At 59.9% G+C, this 25,034-nt stretch carries 27 protein-coding genes; 23 read left to right on the forward strand and 4 right to left on the reverse strand.

Going from position 1 to position 25,034, the window contains the following annotated elements; all coding sequences use genetic code 11:
- Positions 1-1,082: 1,082 nt before the first annotated feature.
- Positions 1,083-1,466 carry a response regulator gene (locus PVZ77_RS16060; RefSeq protein ID WP_273807528.1) on the reverse strand — a complete coding sequence of 128 codons (384 nt, stop codon included), beginning with the start codon at positions 1,464-1,466 and terminating at the stop codon, positions 1,083-1,085.
- A 162-nt stretch (positions 1,467-1,628) separates the two neighbouring features.
- Positions 1,629-3,086 (reverse strand): putative bifunctional diguanylate cyclase/phosphodiesterase, encoded by a 1,458-nt coding sequence (locus tag PVZ77_RS16065; protein ID WP_273807529.1) that lies wholly within the window; start codon positions 3,084-3,086, stop codon positions 1,629-1,631.
- A 618-nt stretch (positions 3,087-3,704) separates the two neighbouring features.
- Between PVZ77_RS16065 and PVZ77_RS16070 the strand changes: the two genes are divergently transcribed.
- The 11 genes from PVZ77_RS16070 to PVZ77_RS16120 all read left to right on the forward strand — a co-directional run bounded on the left by PVZ77_RS16070 (position 3,705) and on the right by PVZ77_RS16120 (position 14,478).
- On the forward strand, positions 3,705-5,708 hold the full coding sequence (locus PVZ77_RS16070; protein ID WP_273807530.1) for a putative bifunctional diguanylate cyclase/phosphodiesterase: 2,004 nt from the start codon (positions 3,705-3,707) through the stop codon (positions 5,706-5,708).
- A 488-nt stretch (positions 5,709-6,196) separates the two neighbouring features.
- On the forward strand, positions 6,197-6,475 hold the full coding sequence (locus tag PVZ77_RS16075) for a hypothetical protein (RefSeq protein WP_273807531.1): 279 nt from the start codon (positions 6,197-6,199) through the stop codon (positions 6,473-6,475).
- Between the two features lie 114 nt (positions 6,476-6,589).
- Positions 6,590-7,294 (forward strand): methyl-accepting chemotaxis protein, encoded by a 705-nt coding sequence (locus PVZ77_RS16080; protein WP_273807533.1) that lies wholly within the window; start codon positions 6,590-6,592, stop codon positions 7,292-7,294.
- 12 nt (positions 7,295-7,306) lie between these two features.
- Positions 7,307-8,059, forward strand: a complete 753-nt coding sequence (locus tag PVZ77_RS16085; RefSeq protein WP_273807534.1) for a TIGR03759 family integrating conjugative element protein — start codon at positions 7,307-7,309, stop codon at positions 8,057-8,059.
- On the forward strand, positions 8,056-8,622 hold the full coding sequence (locus PVZ77_RS16090) for a transglycosylase SLT domain-containing protein (protein ID WP_443218012.1): 567 nt from the start codon (positions 8,056-8,058) through the stop codon (positions 8,620-8,622). The genes PVZ77_RS16085 and PVZ77_RS16090 overlap by 4 nt, the downstream gene beginning before the upstream one ends.
- The gene (locus tag PVZ77_RS16095; RefSeq protein ID WP_273807537.1) at positions 8,619-9,113 is read left to right on the forward strand and encodes an integrating conjugative element protein; all 495 of its coding nucleotides are present in this window, start codon (positions 8,619-8,621) and stop codon (positions 9,111-9,113) included. The genes PVZ77_RS16090 and PVZ77_RS16095 overlap by 4 nt, the downstream gene beginning before the upstream one ends.
- 72 nt (positions 9,114-9,185) lie before the next feature.
- Positions 9,186-9,494 (forward strand): hypothetical protein, encoded by a 309-nt coding sequence (locus PVZ77_RS16100; protein WP_273807539.1) that lies wholly within the window; start codon positions 9,186-9,188, stop codon positions 9,492-9,494.
- A 2-nt stretch (positions 9,495-9,496) separates the two neighbouring features.
- Positions 9,497-11,662 (forward strand): type IV conjugative transfer system coupling protein TraD, encoded by a 2,166-nt coding sequence (gene traD / locus PVZ77_RS16105; RefSeq protein WP_273807540.1) that lies wholly within the window; start codon positions 9,497-9,499, stop codon positions 11,660-11,662.
- Positions 11,659-12,141: a hypothetical protein gene (locus PVZ77_RS16110; protein WP_273807541.1), complete on the forward strand. Its 483-nt coding sequence runs from the start codon at positions 11,659-11,661 to the stop codon at positions 12,139-12,141. The genes traD and PVZ77_RS16110 overlap by 4 nt, the downstream gene beginning before the upstream one ends.
- A complete protein-coding gene (locus tag PVZ77_RS16115; protein WP_273807542.1) occupies positions 12,141-12,887 on the forward strand; it encodes a TIGR03747 family integrating conjugative element membrane protein in 747 nt (248 codons plus the stop codon). Before PVZ77_RS16110 ends, PVZ77_RS16115 begins: the two co-directional genes overlap by 1 nt.
- 106 nt (positions 12,888-12,993) lie before the next feature.
- A complete protein-coding gene (locus tag PVZ77_RS16120; protein ID WP_273807544.1) occupies positions 12,994-14,478 on the forward strand; it encodes a UvrD-helicase domain-containing protein in 1,485 nt (494 codons plus the stop codon).
- A gap of 360 nt (positions 14,479-14,838) precedes the next feature.
- Here PVZ77_RS16120 and PVZ77_RS16125 read toward each other — a convergent pair whose 3' ends face one another.
- On the reverse strand, positions 14,839-15,150 hold the full coding sequence (locus PVZ77_RS16125) for a hypothetical protein (protein ID WP_273807546.1): 312 nt from the start codon (positions 15,148-15,150) through the stop codon (positions 14,839-14,841).
- Between the two features lie 90 nt (positions 15,151-15,240).
- Positions 15,241-15,492: a hypothetical protein gene (locus PVZ77_RS16130; protein ID WP_273807547.1), complete on the reverse strand. Its 252-nt coding sequence runs from the start codon at positions 15,490-15,492 to the stop codon at positions 15,241-15,243.
- A 171-nt stretch (positions 15,493-15,663) separates the two neighbouring features.
- On the opposite strand from PVZ77_RS16130, the gene PVZ77_RS16135 reads away from it, so the two are divergent.
- From PVZ77_RS16135 to PVZ77_RS16190, 12 genes are all read left to right on the forward strand, one after another.
- Positions 15,664-15,993, forward strand: a complete 330-nt coding sequence (locus PVZ77_RS16135; protein ID WP_273807548.1) for a hypothetical protein — start codon at positions 15,664-15,666, stop codon at positions 15,991-15,993.
- A 164-nt stretch (positions 15,994-16,157) separates the two neighbouring features.
- A complete protein-coding gene (locus tag PVZ77_RS16140; RefSeq protein WP_273808038.1) occupies positions 16,158-16,454 on the forward strand; it encodes an integrative conjugative element protein, RAQPRD family in 297 nt (98 codons plus the stop codon).
- The gene (locus tag PVZ77_RS16145; RefSeq protein ID WP_273807550.1) at positions 16,451-16,690 is read left to right on the forward strand and encodes a TIGR03758 family integrating conjugative element protein; all 240 of its coding nucleotides are present in this window, start codon (positions 16,451-16,453) and stop codon (positions 16,688-16,690) included. The genes PVZ77_RS16140 and PVZ77_RS16145 overlap by 4 nt, the downstream gene beginning before the upstream one ends.
- 19 nt (positions 16,691-16,709) lie before the next feature.
- Entirely contained in the window at positions 16,710-17,078 is a 369-nt protein-coding gene (locus PVZ77_RS16150; RefSeq protein ID WP_273807552.1) for a TIGR03745 family integrating conjugative element membrane protein, read from the forward strand.
- Between the two features lie 15 nt (positions 17,079-17,093).
- On the forward strand, positions 17,094-17,474 hold the full coding sequence (locus PVZ77_RS16155; RefSeq protein WP_273807553.1) for a TIGR03750 family conjugal transfer protein: 381 nt from the start codon (positions 17,094-17,096) through the stop codon (positions 17,472-17,474).
- Complete coding sequence (locus PVZ77_RS16160) at positions 17,471-18,127, forward strand: PFL_4703 family integrating conjugative element protein (RefSeq protein ID WP_273807554.1); 657 nt, start codon at positions 17,471-17,473, stop codon at positions 18,125-18,127. The genes PVZ77_RS16155 and PVZ77_RS16160 overlap by 4 nt, the downstream gene beginning before the upstream one ends.
- Positions 18,124-19,041: a TIGR03749 family integrating conjugative element protein gene (locus tag PVZ77_RS16165; RefSeq protein WP_273807555.1), complete on the forward strand. Its 918-nt coding sequence runs from the start codon at positions 18,124-18,126 to the stop codon at positions 19,039-19,041. Before PVZ77_RS16160 ends, PVZ77_RS16165 begins: the two co-directional genes overlap by 4 nt.
- Positions 19,025-20,545, forward strand: coding sequence for a TIGR03752 family integrating conjugative element protein (locus PVZ77_RS16170; RefSeq protein ID WP_273807557.1), 1,521 nt, complete (start codon positions 19,025-19,027; stop codon positions 20,543-20,545). Before PVZ77_RS16165 ends, PVZ77_RS16170 begins: the two co-directional genes overlap by 17 nt.
- Positions 20,523-20,969: a TIGR03751 family conjugal transfer lipoprotein gene (locus tag PVZ77_RS16175; protein ID WP_058783932.1), complete on the forward strand. Its 447-nt coding sequence runs from the start codon at positions 20,523-20,525 to the stop codon at positions 20,967-20,969. Before PVZ77_RS16170 ends, PVZ77_RS16175 begins: the two co-directional genes overlap by 23 nt.
- Positions 20,969-23,995: a conjugative transfer ATPase gene (locus PVZ77_RS16180; protein ID WP_273807559.1), complete on the forward strand. Its 3,027-nt coding sequence runs from the start codon at positions 20,969-20,971 to the stop codon at positions 23,993-23,995. Before PVZ77_RS16175 ends, PVZ77_RS16180 begins: the two co-directional genes overlap by 1 nt.
- Positions 23,992-24,300, forward strand: coding sequence for a hypothetical protein (locus tag PVZ77_RS16185; RefSeq protein ID WP_273807560.1), 309 nt, complete (start codon positions 23,992-23,994; stop codon positions 24,298-24,300). The genes PVZ77_RS16180 and PVZ77_RS16185 overlap by 4 nt, the downstream gene beginning before the upstream one ends.
- Positions 24,297-24,983: a DsbA family protein gene (locus PVZ77_RS16190; protein ID WP_273807561.1), complete on the forward strand. Its 687-nt coding sequence runs from the start codon at positions 24,297-24,299 to the stop codon at positions 24,981-24,983. The genes PVZ77_RS16185 and PVZ77_RS16190 overlap by 4 nt, the downstream gene beginning before the upstream one ends.
- Positions 24,984-25,034: the final 51 nt, after the last annotated feature.

Raw genomic sequence — 25,034 nt, forward strand, 5'->3', positions numbered from 1 at the left:
AGGGTGATCAGCAGCATCAGCACCAGGATCAGGCCGAAGCCCAGGCCCAGGCGGGCGGCCATGGAAAGGGGAGTACGCATTGATACCTCGAATCGCGATCTAGGGTTGGCAATAGGGCTATCCTGCCATCTCGGTTTGCGCGATAAACTCTTTGGAGCCATTCGGTCTGTTTATATAGATGAATGACTTGTGTCTACCTTATCCCCCGTACGAAGAGTACTACCATAGGCATCTGCGCTTGCAGGGCAAGCGTGGTGGCCATCGCTTGGAAAGCTTAAGCAAGTTAGTTTTGGCCGGTGTCATCGGCCAAAATAACGCATTGAAAGTAGGCGGAAAGTGAATCCAGCTGTGCACGTAGGGACTCTATGACAGCGTTCAGCTGAAACGGGGCTTCAAAGTCCTTTTGATCGAGAGTCATCTTAATCAGAAGAAGTGGCTCGCTTGGATGATGAATCTCAACAATATGTAAGCCTGCAGATAAGCTACTCATGACGACACGGTACGGCGTCAGAGCTTCGCTAAAGGATGAATATGCGGACATAGAGCACTTCCCTAGACTGAAGCCCGAAACGGCTTACGCCTTAACATCATAACGGCATCACTCCATCAAGATCGTTCACTTATTCGTCACACAGCACGCCTACCAGCGACAATAGGTGACGAAAAGTGTAGTGGCGCATACCTATCTAGCTGACAGCTCGCCAGAAATTTAGTTAGCGCAAAACTTATAAGCCTTAAGTACGTGACTCTAAGCGCCGTTTCTTATTAGACTCGCCAACTTAAAAGGCGAAAACCCACGTCGAAGAATATAATAACCCTTGAAGACTTATCATTATTTAAAAGCCTCACTGATAAAGAAAGTCAGTAGCCTCATGCTAAGACCAGTTTGGCTCACTCAATCGCGTGGGCGAGCCTAGCAGCATCAGAACCATTCAACCCAAGAAATTAAGCTTTTTGCTGATAGACACTCGAACCTACACCTCAATCCACAGCCTCGTAAACCGATAAAGAAACCGAAAATCCTAAAAAAAACACGGAACCGCTCATTATTCACCATCTATTAAAATACGGAGAAGTCTATCTCAAAACGTCGCCAGGATAGCTTTTTCTAATCCCCCGGGCAGCCATGGTTTAGGAAGAAAAATAGTCTTTTTGCGAGGAGGCAGCTGAGAACGATCTAAATAGCCAGAAGCTACAATAATGGACAGATCAGGCCAACGCGCCGCTAGTTGATTAGCTAAATCGGCTCCTTGCAACGTGCCCGGCAACAGATGATCTGTGACTACCAAGAATGGTGGCTTCTCAACCCCATCTAGGTATGAAGATGCCCCATCAGCAGTTCCGAAGGCCTTACAAACAGCTCCATAACACTCAAGATGGCCGATCATTACTTCAAGCAGGAACTCATTATCCTCAACCAAGACGACTGTCTTTTCTTGTAGAAAAGCCAACGCAGATAATGTCATCAGATATATCCACCGCAGTAACAGCCAGGGTTCTAGCCATAAGAGTATTGATTAATCACGGCACAAGACGGGCAAACCTATTCAGACCTGGCATTAACGCTAAAAAAGCTATACCTTTCCAACCTAACCAATCAGAAAATAAGCTAACCATCACAAGACCATCTAATTTAAAGAAGTTGCATAGTATTTTTGTACAAATTTGCAGGCATCATCAGGGGACATTGGCTTGCCAAAAAAGTACCCTTGTGCGAAATGACATCCTTCTTCTGCCAACCAGTCAGCAAGACTACCATCTTCAATGCCTTCGGCAGTGATCTGCAAATCTAGACCTCGCCCCAGCGCTAACATCGCCTTTACGAACTGGGATTGCTTACTCTCAGACCCATCCAAGAACGCCCGATCAATCTTAATCTTATCGATAGCTAAGCGGGTCAAGTGATATAATCCTGAATAGCCCGTACCAAAGTCATCCAAAGCGACACTGACACCTAACGCACGCACTTTTTTCAAGTTAGCCCGAGCACTCGGCAGATTAGAAACTAATGAGCTTTCGGTTATTTCGATCTCCAAACGATGTGGAGGAAAAGAGGCCTTCACCAATAGATCTTTAATCCAAATGGGAAAATTGACATCCTCAATCATTGACCCGGTAACATTCAGTGCAAGGATGAGATCATCCGGCCACTGGCTCGCATGGACGCACGCCTGTCGCAGGAGTTGCTCTGTTAGAGATTGTATAAGGCCAAGCCGCTCAGCCATAGGAATAAACTCTAACGGCTGTATTACGCCTTTCCCAGGATGATGCCAGCGCGCTAAGATTTCAAAACCCGCCAGACTTCGATCTGGGAGGCGTACAAATGGTTGAAAATAGGTCACTACGTGACCTATTTTTATGGCTTCAATCAACTCCTGATCAATAATCAGTGACTGCTGCTGCTCATTGCACTCAAGATCATAAAACTGATACGAATTCTTACCAATGCGCTTACCTGCACGCAATGCAAGATCCGCTCGTTTCAATAAGAGCTCAGTGGTTATGCCAGAAGCGGGCGAAGTTGCAATCCCGATTGTAGCCTCCAGGCTAAGGGCAGGAATCTCATCAAAAGGCTGTTGAATTTGAGATCGGAGTGTCTGCACCAAGCTTATAAGTTCTTGTCGATCAAAATCACCACTGATAGCAACAGAAAACTCGTCGCCGTCTAAGCGTGCGACTATAGCGTGCCAACTCGCTGCGACCGCCTTTATTCGATCAGCCAAGACAATAATCAGCTGGTCACCCACCCCGTGACCGTAGGTTTCATTTACCACTTTGAACCGGTCAATATCGAGCAACAGAACCGAAGTTGGGCAATCCGACTGACGCAATCGCTCTGTCAGTTGCTCATGAAAAATCCGCCGATTAAGCAATCCAGAAAGTGGATCATGTCGGGCAAGGGCCTCATAGCGCGCCTGAGCGGTTATCAACGCGACATAGCTGGCCTCAGACGCCAATAATAAACGCCTAACCAGTATCGCCGGAACGATCATTGACAACAGAGCGAAACCTGTCGAGGTGAGTACGAACCGCCACTTTTCAGCTGTTTCAAAATCTCCATCATAGGGAAGGCCAAGCAGTTCCATCACAGGACTTTCCAGCCAAAACTCCCAGGCCATAGATAGAAAAAAAACCGATATTAGGCATAATATCAGCAGGGCGTAGATTTTTCGTCTAGTGGGGCGAAGTCCTTGCGGATACGGCATGGTTAATCGGGCTCACAGAAAGGCTAGATGCCATTACCTATACCTTATCGTATGAAAGGTGAAATGCTTGAGAAGTAGCCGACAAAGCGCCCTCTGGTATGCCGTTAACGGCTTGCCAAGCCCCCTGCATCGAGGGCCGCTGAAGCCCTGCGTCTTCCGATGATTGAAAGCAGGATACGGTCTGCCTGCAGATGTGACACGTCGACTCCGCCAAAGCAGATGCTGGAGCACGTGGTGACTTGTGAATGGCCTTAGCTTCTATACGCATCTTCATTGCTAAAGCTAAGAGTGCCATATCGTCAGTGGCTGCTATTCGTCGGCAGGCCATCCTATTAGCTCCCTGAGCATCGGCGGGAAGGATGCCATTGGGATACAGAACTTGGCCGCCGGTCATTTCTAACGAATTCTGAACGTTGAAGCGCTGTCATGCCTGCCATCATATTGGCATCACGGCATCGATTTCGGATGCTGCTCCCACACTCTCAGCCCGGGTTTGACATGAAAACTTCCGCCGAGCTTGGTCGACTATTGGACGAGACTCTTGGCGTGCCTGTAGGGCCCTTCGCTTTCGCGCCTACATTGGAGCAGCTATTCCAGCAGGACAGCCACCGCCACCGTCGCCGCCATCTCACACGGTGTCTCATCATTGGCACGCTGAGCTACGACAGCTTTCTGCTCTGGTGGTGGCTCATGCTAGAGGACGCCCTACCATGGGCCGCTACTCAAATGCTTGGTGTGGCAACGCCCTTCACATTGGTCGTTACCTGCCTACTACGAGTAGTACCCGCCCAATGGCGTGAAACGCTGGCCTTACTACCGTTTTACGTAGGATTACTGGTGGCCTACAACGTAGTAATTAATGGCCCTCTCAGCGAGAAGATGAATCAGACGTTATTCATCTTTACATGGCCACTGATGTTGGCCTTCGTCAACACCTGCATGAAAAGCCCTTTGCTCCCATCTCTGCTATTCAACGTATTTGCACTCACGTCGATCAGCTTTGCTGTCTATGAGGCGCCCGTATCTACGATGGTAGGGGGCCTGATGATCACCAATGCAGTCGTGATGGCATTTTTCTCCTTATTGGCGAGCTATTGGCTCAACATCGACGGTCGCAGAACCTACTTATATAAGTTACGCGAAGAAGTCCGCTTGGCATCTTTGAACTCTGCCAATCAGGACCTACAAGTTCTTTCCGAAACGGATGCCCTCACCGGACTCGCAAATAGGCGTCAGCTCCGTCCACTGCTTGAAGCATTCTGGCAGCGGCGCTTGGCAGGCGGGCAAGGCGCTGTACTTCTGATCGATGTAGATCATTTCAAGCGCTACAACGATCACTATGGACACCTCGCCGGTGACAAATGCCTACGTGCTCTGGCTAGTACGTTGTCAGTGGGACTAGGACCTGGCGATGTGGTTGGACGCTACGGAGGGGAAGAGTTTGTGGTCGTTCTCGAGCATGTTGACCCCGCCGAAGCGCGCAATATTGCGGAGGCTATCCTCGGGCGAGTACGTGCATTGGAAATTCCACATCAAGGACGACAGGATGGCAAAAGCTATGTCACCGTCAGCATTGGTATCGCCCGTAGCGGCATTGAAGGGTTAAACACCGCTGACGACTTATTGGACTGCGCGGACCGAGCTCTCTACCGTGCCAAGCGCGATGGACGTGATCGTGTATTCGAGGGCGGGATTAATACTGTCTTAGGCGCACCTCTTGAACATCCTGATCTACTTACACCGGACGATGTCCGAAAGGCGCTTGCAAGCAATGAGTTCCTTCTTCACTACCAGCCGATCTTTCGTATACAGCCTCAGCAGATTATCGGCTATGAGGCTCTTTTGCGGTGGCAGCATCCCACCTTAGGCCTCGTGTCGCCAGACATCTTCATACCTTTGGCTGAACAGGGCAACTTCATCATCGCATTGGGCGAGTGGGTGGTAAAGCAAGCTTGTCTTGAAGCCAGTCGATGGCCAGGTCATTTGAGCGTTTCTATTAATCTTTCTCCGCTACAGTTTGCCGACCCCATGCTACCCGAACGAGTTGCCGCTGCGCTCAGACGTTCCCGCTTGACTGCTAGTCGGTTAGTGTTAGAGATCACCGAGGGTGTGGAACTCGTTATTGATACGAAGACCCGTCAGTCATTTGCCCTATTACAGATGCTTGGCATACGAATGGCCTTGGATGATTTCGGTAGCGGATTCGCAGGGTTGGGTCCAGTTCTGGACCTACCGTTCCAATTGATCAAAATCGATCGTCGAATCTTGGCTATTCGGGATATCGAGCAGTGCGAGCAAGTACTGACATCGCTATTACTGCTCGGTAGAGCTATGAAATTGGAGGTGCTCTGCGAGGGAGTAGAAACGCTTGAGCAATTCGCGTTACTTCAACGCCTGGGCGTTCAACTCGCACAAGGGTACTTGCTAGGCAAGCCCAAAGCAGATCCTGAATCGAAGGGTGAGACGCCGTCAATTCGGCCTCATGGACATGAGGCGACATAAGACGTCATGTGCCGCTAGCGTATTACAAAAGCTACGATACTGATGAAACCTGTCACCGCATAAATGTAGACGACCTGAAAGACCATCGGCAAAAAACGGGTCGAGCTAGTAGGTTTTCATCAGGCATCATGATTACCTCATAGCCAACCCAACCGGGCCCACTGTTATAGATACTCAAATTCCTACCGGTAGCCAGAAGCTTAAAATGACAGATCTCAAACTTTTTAATCCTGACTTCCCTGTTCCCAAACCTGGCAGAGGTACCTGCCCGCGGTCTTCCGACAATAGGTAGACTCGTGACAAGCGAAGCGATGCAGAAACACTTTGCAAGAAGTGGCCCGTAAGCCGACCCTCAGCGAGTAGGCCATTCATTTCAGAAGGATTTCGACCGTTTAGCGCCGATAGGCTGTACTACCGTCGGGATATGGCACAAAGCTATCATTGTCGCCGCAAATGATTTCGAGCCAGTCAGGCTCAAGGACTAAAACGTGAAGGATGGACTTGAAAGCGCAGGACGCGCACTGAGTATTGGGCTCTACCCCTTCCGCGTAGACTGCCGTCGGATCTCACTCACCGAGATCCTTGTCGCCATCTACCATCCCAGTGAGTCGGTCAAGCTCACCCACACCCAGATCACTAATGAGCACGCGCTTAACCCCTTCGTAATGAATGCCCTCATCGCGAGGCTTCACAAGGAGCTGGAGCGGCTGAGCGCCTACGTCGAACCGACCTCGGCCCCAGCGGTGATCGAGCACCGCATTGCCTAGCGTGAACCGGCGCTGCAATCCCGAAAGCTAACCTCCTGAGACCTGGATAAGGTTTCCTGCTGACCCTCATCCGCGCTTCTGCGACCGTGCATGGCATCCCGTGCGAGGTCTCCTATGAAGCGCCCCTCCCTCTCTCATACGCTCGCCGCCGTAGGCTTTGCTGCCTTGTCGGGTGCGTGCCTGTATCTCTACGTTGAGCTGTCCCACGTCAATCGTGACCTGAACGCGACGGCGGACCAGAACACGGTCCAGGCCATCACCCAGCGTCTGGACAAGATGCAGGACCAGATGGATGGCTTCGCCGGCGGCAAGCCTGTCCAAGACGCCGATTTCCGGTCCAGTCAGCAAGCGCTGTCCGAAAGAATTGATACCGCCCAGGCGATGCTGGTGGAGATCCAGCGTGCCAATCGGACCGCGCTGCAGAGCATGGCCCAGGCCGGCGACCTGGTGGCCCTCGAGGCGAAGATCGAAAGCCTGCAAAACGACTTTGGCGACCTGCGCAGGAAAGCAGCGGAGCCTGCCAAGGCACCGCCCCCGCTGATCGTTCCCAAGCAGCGCAGTGCTCCATTAGCCGCGCGCAAGGCCGAGCCACAAAAGCCGGTTGATCCCCCTCCCCCCTTCACCGTCGTCGGCATCGAGTACCGCGGCGGCGAGCGGTTCCTCTCCGTCGCACCGCCCGGCAGCACCCAGCTCAGCGAGCTCTACCTGGTGCGCCCGGGCGACAACGTCGGCGGTACCCGCTGGCGGCTAGCCAATCTCGACGACCGCCAGGCGCAGTTCAGCGTCGACGGCGCGACCCGTACCCTTTCCGTTAAGTAGTAGAGGCAACCCATGCGTCCACAGCCCCCTTTCCTTGCGGCGAGCATTGCGATCGCCCTCGTCCTGCTCTCGCCTTCCGCGCCCGCACTCACCGCTGACCTCGTCGCCCCCCACGTCCTCTCGGGCGAATCAGATAGCGCTGAGCGTCAGAGTGCAATCCAGCGTAACGACAGTGCCGTCGCCCAGGAATGGGGTCTGAGCAGCCAGGAATTTCAGCGCTACCGGACCCTGATGCAGGGCAGTCGCGGCGTCTACTCACCCGGTCTGGATCCGCTCACCGCCCTGGGCATCGAAGCCCAGTCCGATGCCGAGCGACGCCGCTACGCCGAGCTGCAGGTGCGCGCCGAGGCACAGCGGGTGCAGAAGGAGCTGGCGTATGACCAGGCCTACCGCGACGCCTGGAATCGTCTCTACCCGAACCTGCAGCCGATACAGGCCGGCGGCCAGACGGCACCTCAAGCCAGCCCGGCAGTACGCGGCAACGGACGGCTTGCCGTGTTCGTGACCGATAGCTGCGCCGCCTGCACCGAGCGGGTTCAGGCGCTGCAGAGCGCTGGCCAGGCCTTCGATCTCTATCTAATCGGCAGTCAGAACGACGATGCCAAGATCCGCCGCTGGGCGGTGCTCGCCGGCATCGATCCGGCCAAGGTGCGGACCCGACAGATCACCCTTAACCACGACGCCGGCCGCTGGGTCCAGCTGGGCCTCGGCGGCGAGCTGCCGGCGGCTGTCCGCGAGGTGAACGGGCAATGGCTGCGGCAATGATCAAAGCGCTAGGCGCCGTTGTGCTCCTGCAGTCGATCGCGCTCGGCGCTATGGCGGCCGAGACCCCGCCGCCGGCCTATCAGCTGGCCGCTTTTCAAGCCGGCATCCCTTCCGAGGTGCTGTACTCGGTTGCCCTGCAGGAGAGCGGCACTCGCCTGCGTGGCCAAGGGACGCAGCTGGTGCCCTGGCCCTGGACGCTAAACGTCGCCGGCGCCGGCTATCGCTTCGCTAATCGCGCCGATGCCTGTACCGCGCTCCTCGTCGCGCTCAACACCGCCGGCGCCAAGCGCGTCGACGTCGGGATCGCTCAGGTCAACATGGGCTGGAACGGTCACCGCTTCGGCCGTGGCGTCTCACCGTGCGAGGCGCTCAATCCCTACAAAAACCTGGAAGTCGCGGCCCGGCTGCTCGCCGAGCTGCGTGCACAGGGCGGCGACTGGATCAACGTCGCCGGCCGCTACCACCGCCCCGCCGGCGGCGCGCCTGCCGCCAAGTACCGCGAGCTCTTCGCCAAACACCTGAGCCGGGTCACCGGCCTGAACCTCCTGGCCTCGAATCCATGAAGCAGATCCTCACGCTCCTTACCCTGCTCTTACCGCTGGCCGCCCAGGCTAACAGCCTCACCATAGTCGAAGACCGCGGCGGCGTCTCCGCATTGCCTTACTACCAGGGCCTCAATCCTGAGCCTGTGACGGAGCAGCGGCAGGCTCAGGTGCCCCAGCCGAGCCTGGCGCAGGGTTTTCCCGTCCGATCGCAGCGGCTGACTCCCGGCACGGTTCAGGGTCGTGCGCTCAACGCACCGGGCCTGCAGCCCTTCTTCCTGATCGGCGACGACGAGCTGTCTCGCCAGTGGCTGGCCAGCCGCGGCGAGACCCTGCAGCGCCTCGGCGCCGTTGGCCTGGTCGTTAACGTTGCCAACGCCGAACGCCTCGCCGTGATCCGTCGCTGGGCCAGCGGTCTGGCCGTCAGCCCCGTTGTCGGCGATGACCTGGCTGCCCGTCTGGGCCTAGCCCATTACCCCGTGCTCATCACCCCAACTGCTCTCGAGCAATAGGAGGTCCCAGTGCCTAGATTTCAGGCTCCATACCTAGCCGCCAATATCAGCCACAAACAGGATGCGTATGAGGTGAGTCCACCTCAGGACGAAGACTTCGGTCATCACGTCACCTTCGGCCCAACACGATCAGGGGCTTCGTCCTATCTGACCATGGTCATTCGTCTACCTAACCACCAGAAAGCACGCGCCGCCCTGGCAGGTGACGTTGAGGTTCTGGTCGAGCTCCATGGCGGCGAGGTCACTGGCCGCTCATTGGACGATGAGATGACGCTGTGCGAGCGCTTCGAAGCAGCGCTGCCGCCCGGTGAGGCCGAAGCCATCCGTGAGGAGCACGCCGCTGGCCTGACGCTGCCAGGCGCTGGCGAGCTGGAGCGCTAGCCATGGCCCGTAACCATGCCCTGGATACCCTGCTGCGCCCTGCCGTTGAGCTCTACACGGTCCAGGTGTGCCTGGCGATGGCCTTCCTGTGCGTGTTCGCGCCCTGGGCCGTCGCCTTGACCCCGCTGTTCAGCCTGGTCACAGCCGTCGCCTTTCTCGGCTTCGGCACCTACCGCTTGCGTCAGGCGCTGCGCGTGTTGCGCTACCGACGCAACATCCGGCGCCTGTCGTTCTACAGCATGACCAGCAAGGAGATCCCGGTCAGCAATGAGCGGCTGTTCGTAGGCAAGGGCTTTCGCTGGGAGCAGAAGCACACCCAGCGCCTGGTCGACACCTACTTGCCGCAGTACGCGCCCTATGTCGAGCCGTCGGAATGGACCAACAAGGCCCGTCGCCTCGAGGCGCGTCTGGAATTCGCGCCCTTCCCGCTCACCCTGCTGGCCAAGGCCACGGCCTGGGACAACCCCGCGAACCCGTTCCGGCCGTTGCCGCCAGTGGGCGGCCTGCCGCGGCTGCACGGCATCGAGCCCGAAGAGCACGACGTCAGCCTGCCGCTGGGCGAGCGGGTAGGCCACTCCATCGTCCTGGGCACCACACGGGTGGGCAAGACGCGCCTGGCCGAGCTCTTCATCACCCAGGACATCCGCCGCAAGCGGCGCGGCCAGCACGAGGTAGTGATCGTCTTCGACCCCAAGGGCGATGCCGACCTGCTCAAGCGCATGTACGTGGAGTGCGAGCGCGCTGGCCGTGCCAATGAGTTCTATGTCTTCCACCTCGGCTGGCCGGACCAGTCGGCGCGCTACAACGCCGTGGGCCGCTTTGGCCGGATCTCGGAGGTGGCCACCCGTGTCGCGGGCCAGCTGTCCAGCGAGGGCAATTCGGCAGCGTTCAAGGAATTCGCCTGGCGGTTCGTCAACATCATCGCCCGGGCCCTGGTCGCCCTGGGTCGGCGGCCGGACTACCTGCAGATCCAGCAGCACGTGATCAACATCGAAGGGCTTTTCCTGGAATACGCCCAGAAATACTTCGATGAGCACGATCCCAAGGCCTGGGAGAAGATCATCTTCATCGAGGGCAAGCTCAACGATAAGAACGTTCCGTTCAACATGAAGGGCCGACCGCTGCGGGTCATCGCCATCGACCAGTATCTGAACCAGACGCGGGTGCTGGATCCGGTCATGGATGGCCTGCGCAGCGCGGTGCGCTACGACAAGACCTATTTCGACAAGATCGTTGCCTCGCTGCTGCCGCTGCTGGAGAAACTCACCACCGGTCGCATGGCCGAGCTGATCGCTCCGGACTACCACGACGTCAACGACCCACGGCCGATCTTCGACTGGATGCAGGTGGTGCGCAAACGCGCTGTTGTCTACGTCGGCCTGGATGCCCTCTCCGATACGGAGGTGGCCGCGGCGGTGGGCAACTCCATGTTCTCGGACCTGGTCTCGGTTGCCGGCCATATCTACAAGTACGGCATCGATGATGGCTTGCCTGGGGAAGCCAGCAGCAAGGTCGCCATCAACCTGCACGCCGACGAATTCAACGAGCTGATCGGCGATGAGTTCATCCCCATGATCAACAAGGGCGGCGGGGCCGGCCTGCAGGTCACGGCCTACACCCAGACCCTGTCCGACATTGAGGCCAAGATCGGAAACCGCGCCAAGGCCGGACAGATCATCGGCAACTTCAACAACCTCTTCATGCTGCGGGTGCGTGAGACGGCGACCGCCGAGCTGCTGACCAACCAGTTGCCCAAGGTCCAGGTCTTCACCGCCACGCCGGCAAGCAGCGCGAGCGACGCCGTCAACGGCAAGACCGCTTTCACCTCCAACACCCATGACCAGCTAAGCGCCACCAGCGTACCCATGCTGGAGCCCGCCCATGTGGTGGGGCTACCCAAGGGCCAGTGCTACGCACTGATCGAAGGCGGCAACCTGTGGAAGGTGCGGATGCCGTTGCCGGCGGTGGATCCGGACGAGGCGATGCCCAAGGACCTGCAGGAGCTCGCGGAGAAGATGCGCAAGGCCTACCAGGTGGGCCAGGCCACCGGCAGTGAGTGGTGGGAGGCGCCGGGGCAGCGCCGGGTCGCAGACGACCTGCCCTTGGACCTGCAAGATGACTTCCGGCAGATGGCCCAAGGCGCCGCTGACGAAGGAGACGCGGCATGACCAGCGACCTTGATCATGCCCGCCTCGTCACCCTGGGCGCCGCCTGGTTGCGCCGGCAGGGCTTTCCTCTCGTCGCCACCGAGCTGCGCTGCTTCGGATCACGCGAGCAGCCGGATGTGCTGGGCTTTCGCAGCAACTGCTCAACGCTGATCGAGGTGAAGACCAGCCGCGCCGACTTCCTGGCCGATCGCAGCAAGCCCGAGCGGGCCGCCGGCGGGCTAGGGCTCTATCGCTTCTACCTCTGTCCCGAGGGGCTGCTGCAGGCAACTGACCTACCCTCGGGCTGGGGACTGCTGGTGGCCACCGGCGGCCAGGTGGCCGAGGTAGTGCGACCTCGCGGCAACCTTTGGCCACCAGCAGGGCGAGCCGGCGGCACCGACTGGGAAGGCTTCCAGCATCAGCCGGATCTTGCCGCCGAGCACCAGGCGCTCTTCTCCATCGCCCGGCGCGCCAGCGCCGCTCCTCGAGGATGCCGCTAATGGCCGACGTCGCCCAGCGCGCTCAGCAACAGCAGGTCAAGGAGCAGACCTTTATCGGGTCGGTGCTCAGCTTCCCCTTTCACTTCATCGGCGTGATGTTCCTGTCCCTGGGCGGTGCCATCCTGGTTGATTGGCTTTGCCTCTACTTCTTCTGGCCGGAGGCTGGCTGGCACCACGCGAAAGGCATGCTCGATCACGAGCTAGGCTGGCTGTCCCAGGGCTTTCTCTCCAGCGTCGTTGTCCAGGAGCCCGGGCACACGGCGACCTGGCTGGTAGGACTGCTCTACGACTGGCTCTTTGTGAAAACAGGCTTAGTCCAGTGGCTGACCGGGATGCAGCAACTGGCGGCAGCCGGCCCGCGGAGCGAGCTCGATGTGCGCTACCTGGCCGCCCAGAGTGTCACGACGGTGCAGACCTATGGCCTATCGGCCCTCTTCACCATCCTGGTGTTCTGCGTGCGCCTGGTGATCCTAACCCTGGCGGTACCGCTCTTCGCCATGGCCGCCTTGGTCGGCTTCATTGATGGCCTGGTACGACGGGACATCCGCAAGTTCAGCGCGGGCCGGGAGTCGAGCTACTTCTACCACAAGGCCCGCAGCACCATGCTTCCGCTGGCCCTGCTGCCCTGGTCGCTGTACCTCGCCTTGCCGATCAGCGTGAGCCCGCTTCTATTGCTGCTGCCGTGTGCGGCACTGCTCGCCCTCTCGGTGAACCTCACGACCGCCTCGTTCAAGAAATACCTGTAGTCACCGGCGTGCTCCGTGGCCGCAACACGGTCACAGAGCGATTCGATCCAACCTCAAAATGTAGGGGTGGTATTGAACATCTGTCCCAGCCAATCTGGAGAGACCCATGCAGTGGACCTCTGAACAAGCCCCCGCCATCGCGTCGAATGCACGCAAGCTGCTGATCCAGGCCTTCGCCGGCACCGGCAAGACCACCACCCTGGTGGGGTACGCCAGCGCCCATGCGGACGTGAAGATGCTCTACCTCTGCTACAACAAATCGGTCGAGATGGCGGCCAAGAATCGCTTCCCGCGCAACGTCACCTGCAAGACCGCCCACGGCCTGGCCTATGCGGTCTACGGCATCCAGTACCAGCACAAACAGGCGGGTAACCTGCGCATCACCGAGGTCGCCCGGGTGCTGGATACCCAGGATTGGGAGCTGGCCCGGGACGTAGTCAACACCCTCAACACCTTCATGACCAGCGCCGACATGGCCCTGGACGGCCGCCACTTCACTCGCTACGACGGCCGCGGCCTGACGCCGCTGCAAGAGCGGCGCGTTACCCAGGTAGTGGGGATGGCCATCAGCGTCTGGAAGCGCATGATCGACCTGCAGGACGCCGGCGTGCAGATCACCCACGACGGCTATCTCAAGCTGTACCAGATGAGCCGGCCGGACCTGTCCAACCGCTTCGGCGCCATCCTGCTCGATGAGGGCCAGGACGTGAATCCGGTGATCGCCGACCTGGTGCAGCGGCAGCGCACCATTCAGGTCATGGTCGGCGATCGTCACCAGCAGCTCTACCGCTTCCGCGGAGCCCAGGACGCCCTGAGCGCGGCCTGGATGGCCGATGCCGAGAAGCACTACTTGACCCAGTCATTCCGCTTCGGTCCGGCCGTGGCCCATGTGGCCAACATCATCCTGTCGTTCAAGGGCGAGACGGTAAAGCTACAGGGGCTTGGCCAGCGAACCCTGGTCAAGCGCTCGCTGCCGGACGACCTCGCCCACCGAACCTGGCTGCATCGCACGGTCAGCGGCGTGATCGAGAACGCCCTGCGCCTGGAGAAACAGGGTGGCCACCGCATGTTCTGGATTGGCGGGATCGACAGCTACTCGCTGCGCGAGCTCGAGGACCTGTTCCAGTTCAGCCGAGGTCGCAATGACCTGGTGCAGCAGAAGAAGCTCTTGCGCGACTACCGTGACTTCGAGCAGTACGAGGAGATCGCCAAGGCCACACAAGATCCAGAAATGCAGCGCTCGGTGCGGATCATCGAGGCCTACTTCGATCTACCCAAGCGCATCGAGCAGCTGCGGCGCTGCGCGGTGGCCAACGAACTGGATGCTGCCGTGACCCTGACTACCGCGCACAAGGCCAAGGGGCTGGAGTGGGACTTCGTAGGGCTCTACGAAGACTTCACCGCGGATCCGCTGGCACCCGAGACCGACCGAGCTAAGCGCGACGATGAGCTGAACCTGCTGTACGTGTCGGTGACCCGGGCGATGCAGATCCTTGCGGTCAACTCGCTGGTGATCGACATCATGCAGCGATACAAGGATCAGCATGGAAGCTTGGCACCACACTATGAAGCTGGATGTGATCCGACGTAAGGAGGTGAGGAAGGTGATACGAGTCCAACGCGCATTTTAAGTAACTCAGCAATATCGCCCACTGCCACGATGTCGAGCGCTTGTGTTGCTGTGGTCTCGTATGAAGCGAGATCTCCTTTAGGGCTAGCGACTCGGATCAGCAACATCTCGTCATCACTGATAGTAAACGCTACATCAACGTGGAAATCTTCCGGGAAGTAGCCTGCAATGTAGCGCAGAAGGCGAGCGTGAGATTCCGGCGGCATAGCTGGTCCCTAGGCCATTAGCGGGCAGAGTTTAGATCAGTCTGCCATATGAGTGGACGCTTCGATCAAGGGGAGTGCCTTCCAAACACTATGAACCAGCCTAGCGTCTATCGAACTAGCAAACGCCTTCGGATCTGCGCTTGCTATGCCTGATGCGATCACCTACGGCGCCTGCGATATGCCGTCTCGGCTTCTGCTTGCGCTTCAAATACTCGGCCCGGCACTGCTCGAACAGCTCGGCCGCCGCTCTCAGCAATAGCTTGCCCTGCGGCGCGGTGATTCGATTGAGGTCGAGCATACCCAGGATGTAGCCCTCAAGCTGGCCGTACAGCCGAGCCAGATGCCCTAGGCCCATGATGGCCATAGCCTGAGTCAGGTCTTTCCACCGTTGTTTGGCTGCTTCGGGGAGAAAGGCAATCTCAGTCATACGACCTCCCGTGATTTTTCTGCAGACCACGGAAGACAGAGTTTTGTTCTGAACCGACTCTAGTTGTTTCCCCATGCCTGTCGACTAAAGCTAATGCATCGTGGCGTGAGCAGAAAGCATCAGCTCAATCGACTTTGCCCGTTCGACCTCTTCGGTGTAGAGCCGAAAGCGTGACTGCAACTCAGCTTTCGCAGTTCGAATACGTTTCTGGCAGCTCGCCAACTCCTTCTCTAGAAGACGTCGGTCGTGCTGAGTGAATCGATTGCTTTTGTCTGACTTTCCCATTGCCAGCTCAATGCGGTGTTCGAAAAGCTTTGACCAGGCGGTGAAAATCTCGTTCATAAAACCTATAAGCGAAGCTCTGTTAATAGTTTTAAATTATCGCTTCGCTTACAGCTAATTTGCTTAGGATTAGGTGGAAGGAAAACCTTTTAGGGGTTGGATATGGTTTCACCTAGTACGCTTCATATGGCGAGCTGACGATGGTCAATACCTATCGAACTGGAGCCGTCCATGTCCCCTGTCCGCTTCGAATACCACACCGAGTTCGCCCCCCTCACCTACCGCGTCCAGGAGCGCGGCTGGCTCCTGTTCAAACACGAGGAGCAGACCGGCACACCTGACGTTGCGGCCTTCCTGGCCGATCCGGAGCGGCAGTCACGACTGCAGGCACTCGGCGCCGACGGCTGGGAGCTGGTCAGCGTGCAGCCGGTGCTGGAAGGCCGTGCCCAAGTCGGTCAGCAAACTGCCCAGGGCAACCAGGGCTGGGGCGTTGGCTACGCGGTGGCCACCGGCTTTCTGATGTTTTTCAAGCGGCTTATCACCCCGACGCAAAGTCAGTAAACAAGCGGGTTTGCAACCTATTTGGGTGCAGTAATGGTTTCCCGCTGACCTCGCCTACGACCCTCGGCATCCTGTGCGGCATCCACCCGCTAGCCCAGGGCCCTGCTGTGAAACTGTCCTTCTACTCTCGCACGCCATCCCGCCGCTTCGCCGTTGCCGGCAGTCTGGCCATCGCGCTCGGGATCCTGACGAGCCAGGCCTACGCCGCCGGCACCGCCTCCGAGCAGGCCAACGTCGACGTGATGATCCGCCAGCTCAACGCTGTCGAGGCCGTCGCCCGGCGCAGCGCAGAGTTGCCGAGCGACGGCAGCACCCGTTACCGCCTCGACTACAACCGACTGGCCGCCGACATTGCCCGAATCCGTCAGGGTCTTCAGGACTACCTGGCACCGAGCCGCGCGCAGCCCCGCGATGCAGCCGAGCTCTCCGGTCAGTATCAGCGCGAAGGCGCCCAGCCATGAGTATGACCGCTGCCCAGACAGCTGCCTTCCAGGCGGCCAGCGGTATTCCGCCCTCCGCCAGCAACCTGTTCTGGCTATCCGCGGCGATGGCCGTCACCACCCTTTGGTTCGCCTGGCTCGCCATCAGCCTCTACAAGGGCTGGGCAAATCAGAACCTCAAACCCGCCGCGGCCAAGGGCGCCCTGATCAAGGGGCTGATCCTCTACTTCGTCCTGTCCTGGCTGATCTTGCATTAACCCCCTCGAGGAGAAATCCATGCTGTCCCTCAAACGTCTGTTCACCCTCGGCGCTCGCGCCAAATGCTTCACTTCTGCGGTAGCCAGCGTGGCCTTGATGCCGGCCGTCAGCCAAGCCGCGTTACCTAGCGCTCAAGCGCCCTCGCGCGGCGAAGGTTCCACATGGCTCGAAACGCTCAAGAACTACGGCTACGACGGTTTCATGCTGATTGCGTTGGCCCTGTGCGCCTTCTGCCTCATTGTCGTGGCGTCTCACGGTATTGGCGTCTATCACGAGATCCACACGGGCAAGAAAACCTGGAAAGACCTGGGTGCCACTGTTGTTGTCGGCGTGATCCTCATCGGCCTGGTGATTTTCATCGTCACCAAAGCCAGCGGCATCATGTAAGGCAGGACGGCGCAGATGGACATCACCCAGGACCTGCACGAGGACGGCACGCTTCGCTTCTTGCCGAATCGCCTCAATACCCAACCCGTCGTCGTGGGCGGCCTGACCACCGACGAGATGTTCGCCACCATCATCGTCTGCGCCTCGTTCGGCTTTGTGGTCGGCATTCCCTTGGCATTTTTCACGACTCCGGCGATGCCGATCTTTGCCGCGCTGGCCTGCGGATCCCTAGGCCTTGTGCTCGCCGGCCGCTTACTCCGTCGCTGGAAGCGCGGCCGACCAGAAACCTGGCTGTGGCGGCAGGTTGAGTGGCGCCTGGCACATTGGGGGATTGCCTGCCGCCGCCTGGTGATCCGCAGTGGTAGCTGGAGCTGCAAACGGATGGTGGGGCTATGAGTCGCGCCTGGAAGCTCTCCGACTCGCAGCGCGCCCACATCACGACCCTGCGCCTGGCTCTGGGTCTCATGACCGGTATCGCCATATGGAACGGCTACGGCTGGTCCACGGCGGCGAAGGATCTCACCGTCCATGTGCCACCGGATCTGCGCTCGGGTAGCACACGCCCCTGGTGGGAGATACCTCCCGAGTCGGTCTATGCCTACGCCTTCTACATCTTCCAGCAGATGAACAGCTGGCCCTCCGATGGCGAGAAGAACTACAGCGACAACATCGCGCGGCTGGCCAACTTCATCACCCCGTCCTGCAAGGTCTACCTGGAAGGCGATGAAGCGCTCAAGCGCAATGCCGGCGAACTCCGCAGGCGCGTGCGCAACGTGGCGGAGATCCCCGGATCAGGCTACGGCGATGACCCCACCCGGCGCGTCCAGGTGCTGGGCAACAGCGAGTGGACCGTCATGCTCGATGTCGTCGCGAACGAGTACCTGGGCGGTGAGAAGGTCAAGACGGCGCTCACGCGCTACCCGCTGCACGTCGTCAGAGCCGACGTCGATCCCGAGAAAAATCCTTGGGGTATGAAGTGGGACTGTTACAGCGGTCAGCCGCAGCGGATCGAGGCTGGTATCGAAGTCAAAGCCCGAGGTACACCATGAGGTCCAGTCATTCCCTCACCCTGGTGCTGGGCGGCCTGCTGCTGAGCAGCCTGGCCCAGGCCATCGAGATCCGCAAATGGGAACGCGTCCCCATGGCCATCCCTTTGGTGGTGGGCCAGGAGCGGATCCTGTTCGTCGACGCCAACGTGCGCGTTGGCGTGCCTCCGGCCATCGCCGACAAGATCCGGGTACAAAGCACCGGCGGCGCCATCTACCTGTTGGCCAAGGACACCATCGAGCCAAGCCGCCTGCAGCTGCAGAACGCGGCCACTGGGGAGATCATTCTGGCCGACATCGCTGCGACCCCCGCCCAGGAAGGTCATGCCCCGCTGGAGGCGATCAAAATTGTGCCCGGCGATACGACCCCGACCCGATATGGCCAGGCAGCATCGGCCAGCGGAAGCAATGCCCCAAAGGCCACAGCCAAGGCCAGCAGCCAGGCTGATGAAGAGGACGACGAGCCGGCCCCGCCCAAACGCGAAACACCGATTCCCGTTGTGCTCACGCGGTATGCCGCCCAGATGCTTTATGCCCCGCTCCGTACGGTCGAGCCGGTCGACGGCGTCGCTCAGGTCAAGGTCGACAAGCGCCTGGACCTGTCGACACTCATGCCTGCCCTCCCCGTCGAGGCCAGCCAATTGGGCGCCTGGCGGTTGGACGACCATTGGGTGACTGCCGTGAAGTTGCGCAACCAGACAGGCCAGCGCCTGGCCCTGGATCCACGCGAGCTAATGGGCGACTTCGCGACTGCCACCTTTCAGCACCCCTACCTCGGCGCCCGCGGCGATGCCAGTGACACCACGGTGCTCTACCTGGTCACCAAGGACCACGGCCTTGGCCAAGCGCTGTTGCCCAGCCTGAGTGCTGCCGATCCGCGGGTGAGCTCGGAGGTGCGGTATGCAGCTCAGAAGTAATCCGCTCCTCAAGTACGCCCTACTGCCCCTCCTCGTCCTGGTGGTCTTCGTCGGGGTGAAAATGCTCGGCCGTAGCAAGTCCGTAGAGCCGGAGCAGCCGCAATCCGCCCAGCTCACTCCCGAACAGGCCAAGGCGCTCGGCATTGAAGGCGATACGGCCAACGACACCTTGCGCACCATCGTCGCCGAGAGTCGGCAGCTGAAAGAGCAGATGAGCAAGGTCCTGAAAGACAACGAAGAGGCCAAGCGAGAGAACGAAGGTCTCAAAGCCCAGATGACCAACATCAACAGCACGGTCGACAATCGTGTCCAGGCAGGCATCAACCAGGGCATGGAGAATCAGCAGAAGCAGACCCAAGGACTCGTTGATAATTTGCAGAAGCAGCTCAACACCCTGTCGCAGATGGGTAGTCAATTGGGGGGCACTGCTGGTTCCGGCGGCGATATGCCAATCGGGCTCGGCATCAACCCGGGCGAAGGCAATCAGTTCAAGAAAGGCAGTGGTAGCTCGGACCTGGTCTGGATCGAGCCGCAGGACGGCACGGCGGTCGATGCCAATGGCAAGCCCCTCGCCGCCGGCAGTAGCCAGGGGGCCACTGGCTTTGCCTTTCCCACGTCGTTCGGCACCGCTGGCCAGAAGACCCTGGACGCGGCGGCCGGCGGTGCGCAGCGCGTGGCGGATGGTGTGGGTGGGGATGAACAGACGCGCAAGAAGGTGCGTAAGGTCTACACCCTGCCCCAGAACTCGACGCTCATGGGTTCGGTATCCATGACCGCACTGGTGGGCAGAGTGCCGGTCGACGGCACGGTCAACGACCCCTACCCCTTCAAGGTGCTTATCGGCCCCGAAAACCTGACAGCCAACGGTATCGACCTGCCCGATGTCGCCGGCGCCGTCGTGAGCGGTACCGCCTCAGGCGATTGGACGCTGTCCTGCGTGCGCGGGCAGATCCGCAGCATGACCTTTGTCTTCACCGACGGCACGGTCCGCACCCTACCCGCCCCCCAGGAGAATGGTGGTCAGCAGAACAACGGCCAGAACAACCAGAACAGCTCCACCAATGGCCAACCGGCTGCGGTCCAGGGCGGTATGGGCTGGATCAGCGATCCCTATGGCATCCCGTGTATTGCCGGCGATCGCCGAAGCAATGCTGCCCAGTACATCGGCTCCCAGGCGCTGATCACGGCCGCAGGCGCCGGCGCGGCCTCACTCATCAAGAGCGACGGCAGCAGCTCCAGCTACGTACAGACCTCCAGCGGCACCATCGGCACGACCGGGATCTCCGGCAACGAGGCGATGGGCAAGATCCTGAACCAGGGCGTCAGCGATATCTCCACCTGGGTGAACAAGCTCTACGGCCAGGCCTTCGCCGCTATTTACGTCCAACCCGGGGCGAAGGTGGCCATCCATCTCGACCAAGAGCTGGCCATCGACTACGAACTGAAGGGCCGCAAGGTCGACTATCGCAAGGAAGCTCGCCATGCCTCGGCTGACCTCGACTAATCACGCACGACTACAGATGGCGGCTGTGCTGGCCATGGCCCTGCTGGCCGCGGGCTGCTCGGTCAACAAGGAGAAGATGCTCCCTCACGGCGACCAGACCATGATGGACGTCTGGAACGCCGGCACCACCGGCTCAGCCGGCAGCAGCCAGGGTCGCCAACTGATCGATGCCCGGGCGGAGCTGCGCCGTCCTGTGGACACGGCTCAGGCTAGGCCGCTGGCGGATAACGCCGGCTATTCGCGCACCGCGCAGAACGAGATCTACAGCCAGTTCAAGCGCCTACCCAACCCGGACCTGGTCATGTACGTCTTCCCGCACCTGGCCGGCTCCGACCCGGCCCCCATCCCCGGCTACACCACCGTTTTCCCGCTCTACCAGCGTGTGCAGTACGCCATGCCCGGTGAGCGGGTGGAGAACTACTGATGGGCATCTTCGAACGCCTGCGTGGCAAAAAGACCACCGACGCTTCAGCGGCTGAGCCGGATCTTGTACCGGGCCAGCCTGGACATACTGACGCGGTTGATGAAGGGGCTCTGTCAGCCAAAGCTGAGCCAGTCATCCACCCCGAATCCATCCGCGCCACCCGCGCCCTCGAGGTCGACGAGGAAGCCGCCTATCAACGCCATCTGGATCGCCTGAAGGCTCATGGCATCCCGGAGCCCGGTGCCTGGATGACCGGCAAGGAGAAGCCCGCGACCGTGGCCGACGTGGCCAGGCTCTACGACGTCAATCCCAGCTTCACCAACCTGCTGCCCTGGGTCGAGTATCTACCTGAGCACCAGGCCATGCTGCTCGAGGACGGCAAGTCCTTGGCGGCGTTCTTCGATATCGTGCCGATCGGCACCGAAGGCCGATCACCGGCCTGGCTACGCCAGGCGCGGGATGCCTTCGAGAACGCTCTGCAGGACAGCTTCGATGAGCTCGAGGTCAGTCCCTGGGTTATTCAGATGTACGCCTACGACGAGATCCAGTTCGACAGCTATCTCGAAGGCTTCCGTAACTACGTGAAACCACGTGCCCAAGGTTCGGCCTTTACCGAACTCTACCAAGGGCTGATGAAGCACCACCTCTCCGCCATCTCCAAGCCCGGAGGCTTGTTCGAGGACAAAGTGGTTTCCAAGCTGCCCTGGCGTGGCCAGCAGCGTCGCGTACGCCTAGTGGTTTCACGGCGCAGCGTCGGCGACGGCTTGATGCGTGGCCAGGATCCCGCGCTCTATCTGCGCAATACCTGTGACCGCCTGGTCGGCTCGCTGGCCAACGCCGGCGTCCGAGCCATCCGCATGGAAGAGCGTGCGATCCGACACTGGCTCCTGCAGTGGTTCAATCCCTGCCCCGATCACCTAGGCACCACTCGCAAGGACCATGACCGCTTTTTCGAGCTGGTGAATACACCGACTGAGGTCGAGGATGGCACCATCCCGGTGCTGGCCAGTGGCACGGACTTCTCCCAGTGCCTGCTGTACCGCGAGCCTCGCTCGGACGCAGACAAGGGCATCTGGTTTTTCGATGGACAGCCGACCCGGGTGATCATGCTGGATCGGCTGCGCGAGGCGCCCAAGACCGGGCATTTGACGGGCGAAACCCGCCAGGGCGGTGATGCGCTCAATGCCCTGATGGACAAGCTCCCTGAGGACACGGTGCTGGCCATCACCCTGGTGGTTACACCTCAAGACACTCTGGAAGCCCACCTCAACGATCTGCACAAGAAAGCCGTGGGTGACAATCAGGCCTCGGCGCTGACCCGGGAAGCCATCCAGCATGCCCGTCACCTGATTGGTCGCAAGCACAAGCTGTACAAGGGGAGCGTCGCATTTTACGTCCGCGGCCAGCATGAGACAGAGCTAACGCAGCGCTGCATGAACCTGACCAACATCCTGTTGGGGGCAGGCATGGAGCCCGTGCAGCCAGACGATGAGGTCGCGGGCCTTTCCAGCTATCTCCGTTGGCTGCCCGCCAATTTCGATCCGAATCAGCCCCGCGCCCTGCAGTGGTACGCCCAGATGCTGCTCGTTCAGCACGTGGCCAACCTGGCCCCAGTCTGGGGCCGCCACACCGGCACCGGGCATCCTGGAACAACCGTCTTCAACCGCGGCGGCGCGCCGCTGACCTTCGACCCCTTCAACAAGGAAGATCGTCAGATGAATGCCCACGGTTTCGTCTTCGGTCCCACCGGGGCTGGCAAGTCGGCGACCCTTAATAACCTGATGATTCAGTGGCTGGCCGGCTACCGGCCACGCATGTTCGTCGCCGAGGCCGGAAATAGCTTTGGCCTGCTGGCAGACTTTGCGCAGCGACTGGGTCTCACCGTGCATCGCGTACGTCTCTCTCCAGGATCCGGCGTCAGCCTGGCACCCTTTGCTGACGCCATTCGTCTTGCGGACGACCCGGCTCGTGTTGCCGTCCTCGATGCCGAGGACCTGGAGGCGTCGGACCGCAACAGTACCCCTCAGGCCAACCTGGAGGACGATCAGCGCGACGTGCTCGGTGAGATGGAGATTGTGGCTCGCCTGATGATCACTGGCGGTGAGGAGAAGGAGGACGCTCGTCTGACCCGCGCCGATCGCGCGGCTATCCGTCACGCCATCATCAATGCGGCTACGACCTGTTCCAAGGCCGAGAAGACCGTGCTGACCCAGGACGTCCGCGATGCTCTGAGTGGGGCCGCACGGGACGAAGGCCTTCCCGCAGCGCGGCGAGAGCGTCTGCAGGAGATGGCCGAATCCATGGATATGTTCTGCATGGGCGCTGACGGGGAGATGTTCAACCGCCCTGGTACGCCCTGGCCAGAAGCCGACCTGACCGTGGTCGACTTTGCCACCTACGCCCGCGAGGGCTACCAAGCGCAGCTCGGCATTGCCTACATCTCGCTGCTCAACTCGATTAACAACATCGCCGAACGTGACCAATTCAAAGGTCGCCCGCTGATCAAGCTGACCGACGAAGGCCACATCATCACCAAGCACCCGCTGCTGCTGCCCTATGCCATGAAGATCACCAAGATGTGGCGAAAGCTCGGCGCCTGGTTCTGGCTGGCTACCCAGAACATCGACGATATCCCGCTCTCCGGTGCGCCGATGCTCAACATGATCGAGTGGTGGATCTGCCTCAACATGCCGCCGGATGAGGTCGAGAAGATTTCCAAATTCCGCTCCCTCACCCCTGCGCAGAAGGAGCTGATGCTGTCAGCACGCAAGCAGAGCGGCGCCTATACCGAAGGCGTGGTGCTGTCCAAATCCATGGAGATCCTCTTTCGCGCGGTTCCGCCGAGCCTCTTCCTGGCCCTGGCAATGACGGAGCCGGAAGAGAAGGCTGAACGTGCGCAGCTGATGGAGGAACTCGGTACCGACGAGCTGGGCGCGGCCGTCGCCGTGGCGGCGCGGCTGGATCGGCTGCGCGGTATTGAGCCCTACCACTTCGATCTGCCACCCGCTTCGGGAGCACGCGGATGAGGGCGATGGACCGCTTCACCCAAAACCTCATCGACAGCCTGACACAGCTGCTCAGCCAACCCGGGCAGGATGCCCTAACCGCGCTGCAGATCTGCGCCCCAGTACTAATCACCAACCTGCAGGCGGTGAAAGCTCGAGCGGTAGACCGACGGGAGATCGAGGTCCAGCTCGATACGGCGCTCCAGGACTGGTTGGCCAAGCATCCGCAGCCGGACGAGGCTCAGCAGGCGCTGCTCGAGGTCCTGCACAGGGAAGTGCTGGGCCGGCAGGTCGATGAGCCCGATGTCCGAGAGGCTTCAGCATGATCACAGGGGGTCTATCGCGCAAACAGGCTGCCTTGAGCCTGGCGGCAATTCCTTGCCTGCTATTCCTAGCATGGCAATTCTGCGCCTGGGCATTTGCACGTACCCCTGAGGCAACCACGCCGCCGACCTTCGTCTACGGCAACTCTAAGGCCCGCTTCACTCTGGTTGAGTACGCTGACCTGGAGTGTCCCTACTGCAAGGACGCCTATCCGCAGGTCAAGCAACTGATTGATCGGCACGAAGTGCTGAATTGGCAGTGGCATCACCTGCCGCTGCCCATACACGGCGAAGCAGCGCAGCAGGAAGCACGCCTAGTTACGTGCGCCGGCTGGCTGGGCGGCAATCCGGTGTTCTGGCAGGCGGTCGAAGCGGTCTACCAGCACAGCAGCGGAAACGGTGCCGGCCTGGCAGTCCCGATCAATCAACTGGGCCTGCAACCAGCCGTATCGCTGCCACAACTGCAGGTGTGCATCCAGGACAATACGACAGCGCGGCGGGTAGTCGTTGAGCAGACCGCAACCGCAGTGCAGAAGCGGATCGATGCCACCCCGACCTTCGAGCTCCGAGACAATCGGTCCGGCCGTACGATCCGGCTTCCGTCACTGCTGGATGACGCCGGCATGCTATCGGCCATGGACTGGCTGGCGAGTCAGGGAGGTGCGGATGCACCGCGGCGCCAATGACATCCCCCCTTGGCTGGCCAGCCTTTCCGATCGGACCCTACGGCGGCTCAA

The sequence above is a fragment of the Pseudomonas sp. SHLD1 genome, assembly GCF_028640935.1.
Taxonomy (GTDB): domain Bacteria; phylum Pseudomonadota; class Gammaproteobacteria; order Pseudomonadales; family Pseudomonadaceae; genus Chryseomonas; species Chryseomonas aestiva.

Excerpts from the sequence above, each read along its gene's own strand:
- PVZ77_RS16130 (WP_273807547.1), bottom strand. The coding sequence starts at position 15,492 with ATGAACGAGATTTTCACCGCCTGGTCAAAGCTTTTCGAACACCGCATT.
- PVZ77_RS16135 (WP_273807548.1), top strand. The coding sequence starts at position 15,664 with ATGTCCCCTGTCCGCTTCGAATACCACACCGAGTTCGCCCCCCTCACC.
- PVZ77_RS16080 (WP_273807533.1), top strand. The coding sequence starts at position 6,590 with ATGAAGCGCCCCTCCCTCTCTCATACGCTCGCCGCCGTAGGCTTTGCT.
- PVZ77_RS16155 (WP_273807553.1), top strand. The coding sequence starts at position 17,094 with ATGGACATCACCCAGGACCTGCACGAGGACGGCACGCTTCGCTTCTTG.
- PVZ77_RS16190 (WP_273807561.1), top strand. The coding sequence starts at position 24,297 with ATGATCACAGGGGGTCTATCGCGCAAACAGGCTGCCTTGAGCCTGGCG.
- PVZ77_RS16175 (WP_058783932.1), top strand. The coding sequence starts at position 20,523 with ATGCCTCGGCTGACCTCGACTAATCACGCACGACTACAGATGGCGGCT.
- PVZ77_RS16095 (WP_273807537.1), top strand. The coding sequence starts at position 8,619 with ATGAAGCAGATCCTCACGCTCCTTACCCTGCTCTTACCGCTGGCCGCC.
- PVZ77_RS16120 (WP_273807544.1), top strand. The coding sequence starts at position 12,994 with ATGCAGTGGACCTCTGAACAAGCCCCCGCCATCGCGTCGAATGCACGC.
- PVZ77_RS16180 (WP_273807559.1), top strand. The coding sequence starts at position 20,969 with ATGGGCATCTTCGAACGCCTGCGTGGCAAAAAGACCACCGACGCTTCA.
- PVZ77_RS16160 (WP_273807554.1), top strand. The coding sequence starts at position 17,471 with ATGAGTCGCGCCTGGAAGCTCTCCGACTCGCAGCGCGCCCACATCACG.
- PVZ77_RS16070 (WP_273807530.1), top strand. The coding sequence starts at position 3,705 with ATGAAAACTTCCGCCGAGCTTGGTCGACTATTGGACGAGACTCTTGGC.
- PVZ77_RS16115 (WP_273807542.1), top strand. The coding sequence starts at position 12,141 with ATGGCCGACGTCGCCCAGCGCGCTCAGCAACAGCAGGTCAAGGAGCAG.
- PVZ77_RS16170 (WP_273807557.1), top strand. The coding sequence starts at position 19,025 with ATGCAGCTCAGAAGTAATCCGCTCCTCAAGTACGCCCTACTGCCCCTC.
- PVZ77_RS16085 (WP_273807534.1), top strand. The coding sequence starts at position 7,307 with ATGCGTCCACAGCCCCCTTTCCTTGCGGCGAGCATTGCGATCGCCCTC.
- PVZ77_RS16065 (WP_273807529.1), bottom strand. The coding sequence starts at position 3,086 with ATGGAACTGCTTGGCCTTCCCTATGATGGAGATTTTGAAACAGCTGAA.
- PVZ77_RS16090 (WP_443218012.1), top strand. The coding sequence starts at position 8,056 with ATGATCAAAGCGCTAGGCGCCGTTGTGCTCCTGCAGTCGATCGCGCTC.
- PVZ77_RS16150 (WP_273807552.1), top strand. The coding sequence starts at position 16,710 with ATGCTGTCCCTCAAACGTCTGTTCACCCTCGGCGCTCGCGCCAAATGC.
- PVZ77_RS16125 (WP_273807546.1), bottom strand. The coding sequence starts at position 15,150 with ATGACTGAGATTGCCTTTCTCCCCGAAGCAGCCAAACAACGGTGGAAA.
- PVZ77_RS16110 (WP_273807541.1), top strand. The coding sequence starts at position 11,659 with ATGACCAGCGACCTTGATCATGCCCGCCTCGTCACCCTGGGCGCCGCC.
- PVZ77_RS16060 (WP_273807528.1), bottom strand. The coding sequence starts at position 1,466 with ATGACATTATCTGCGTTGGCTTTTCTACAAGAAAAGACAGTCGTCTTG.
- PVZ77_RS16145 (WP_273807550.1), top strand. The coding sequence starts at position 16,451 with ATGAGTATGACCGCTGCCCAGACAGCTGCCTTCCAGGCGGCCAGCGGT.
- PVZ77_RS16185 (WP_273807560.1), top strand. The coding sequence starts at position 23,992 with ATGAGGGCGATGGACCGCTTCACCCAAAACCTCATCGACAGCCTGACA.
- traD (WP_273807540.1), top strand. The coding sequence starts at position 9,497 with ATGGCCCGTAACCATGCCCTGGATACCCTGCTGCGCCCTGCCGTTGAG.
- PVZ77_RS16165 (WP_273807555.1), top strand. The coding sequence starts at position 18,124 with ATGAGGTCCAGTCATTCCCTCACCCTGGTGCTGGGCGGCCTGCTGCTG.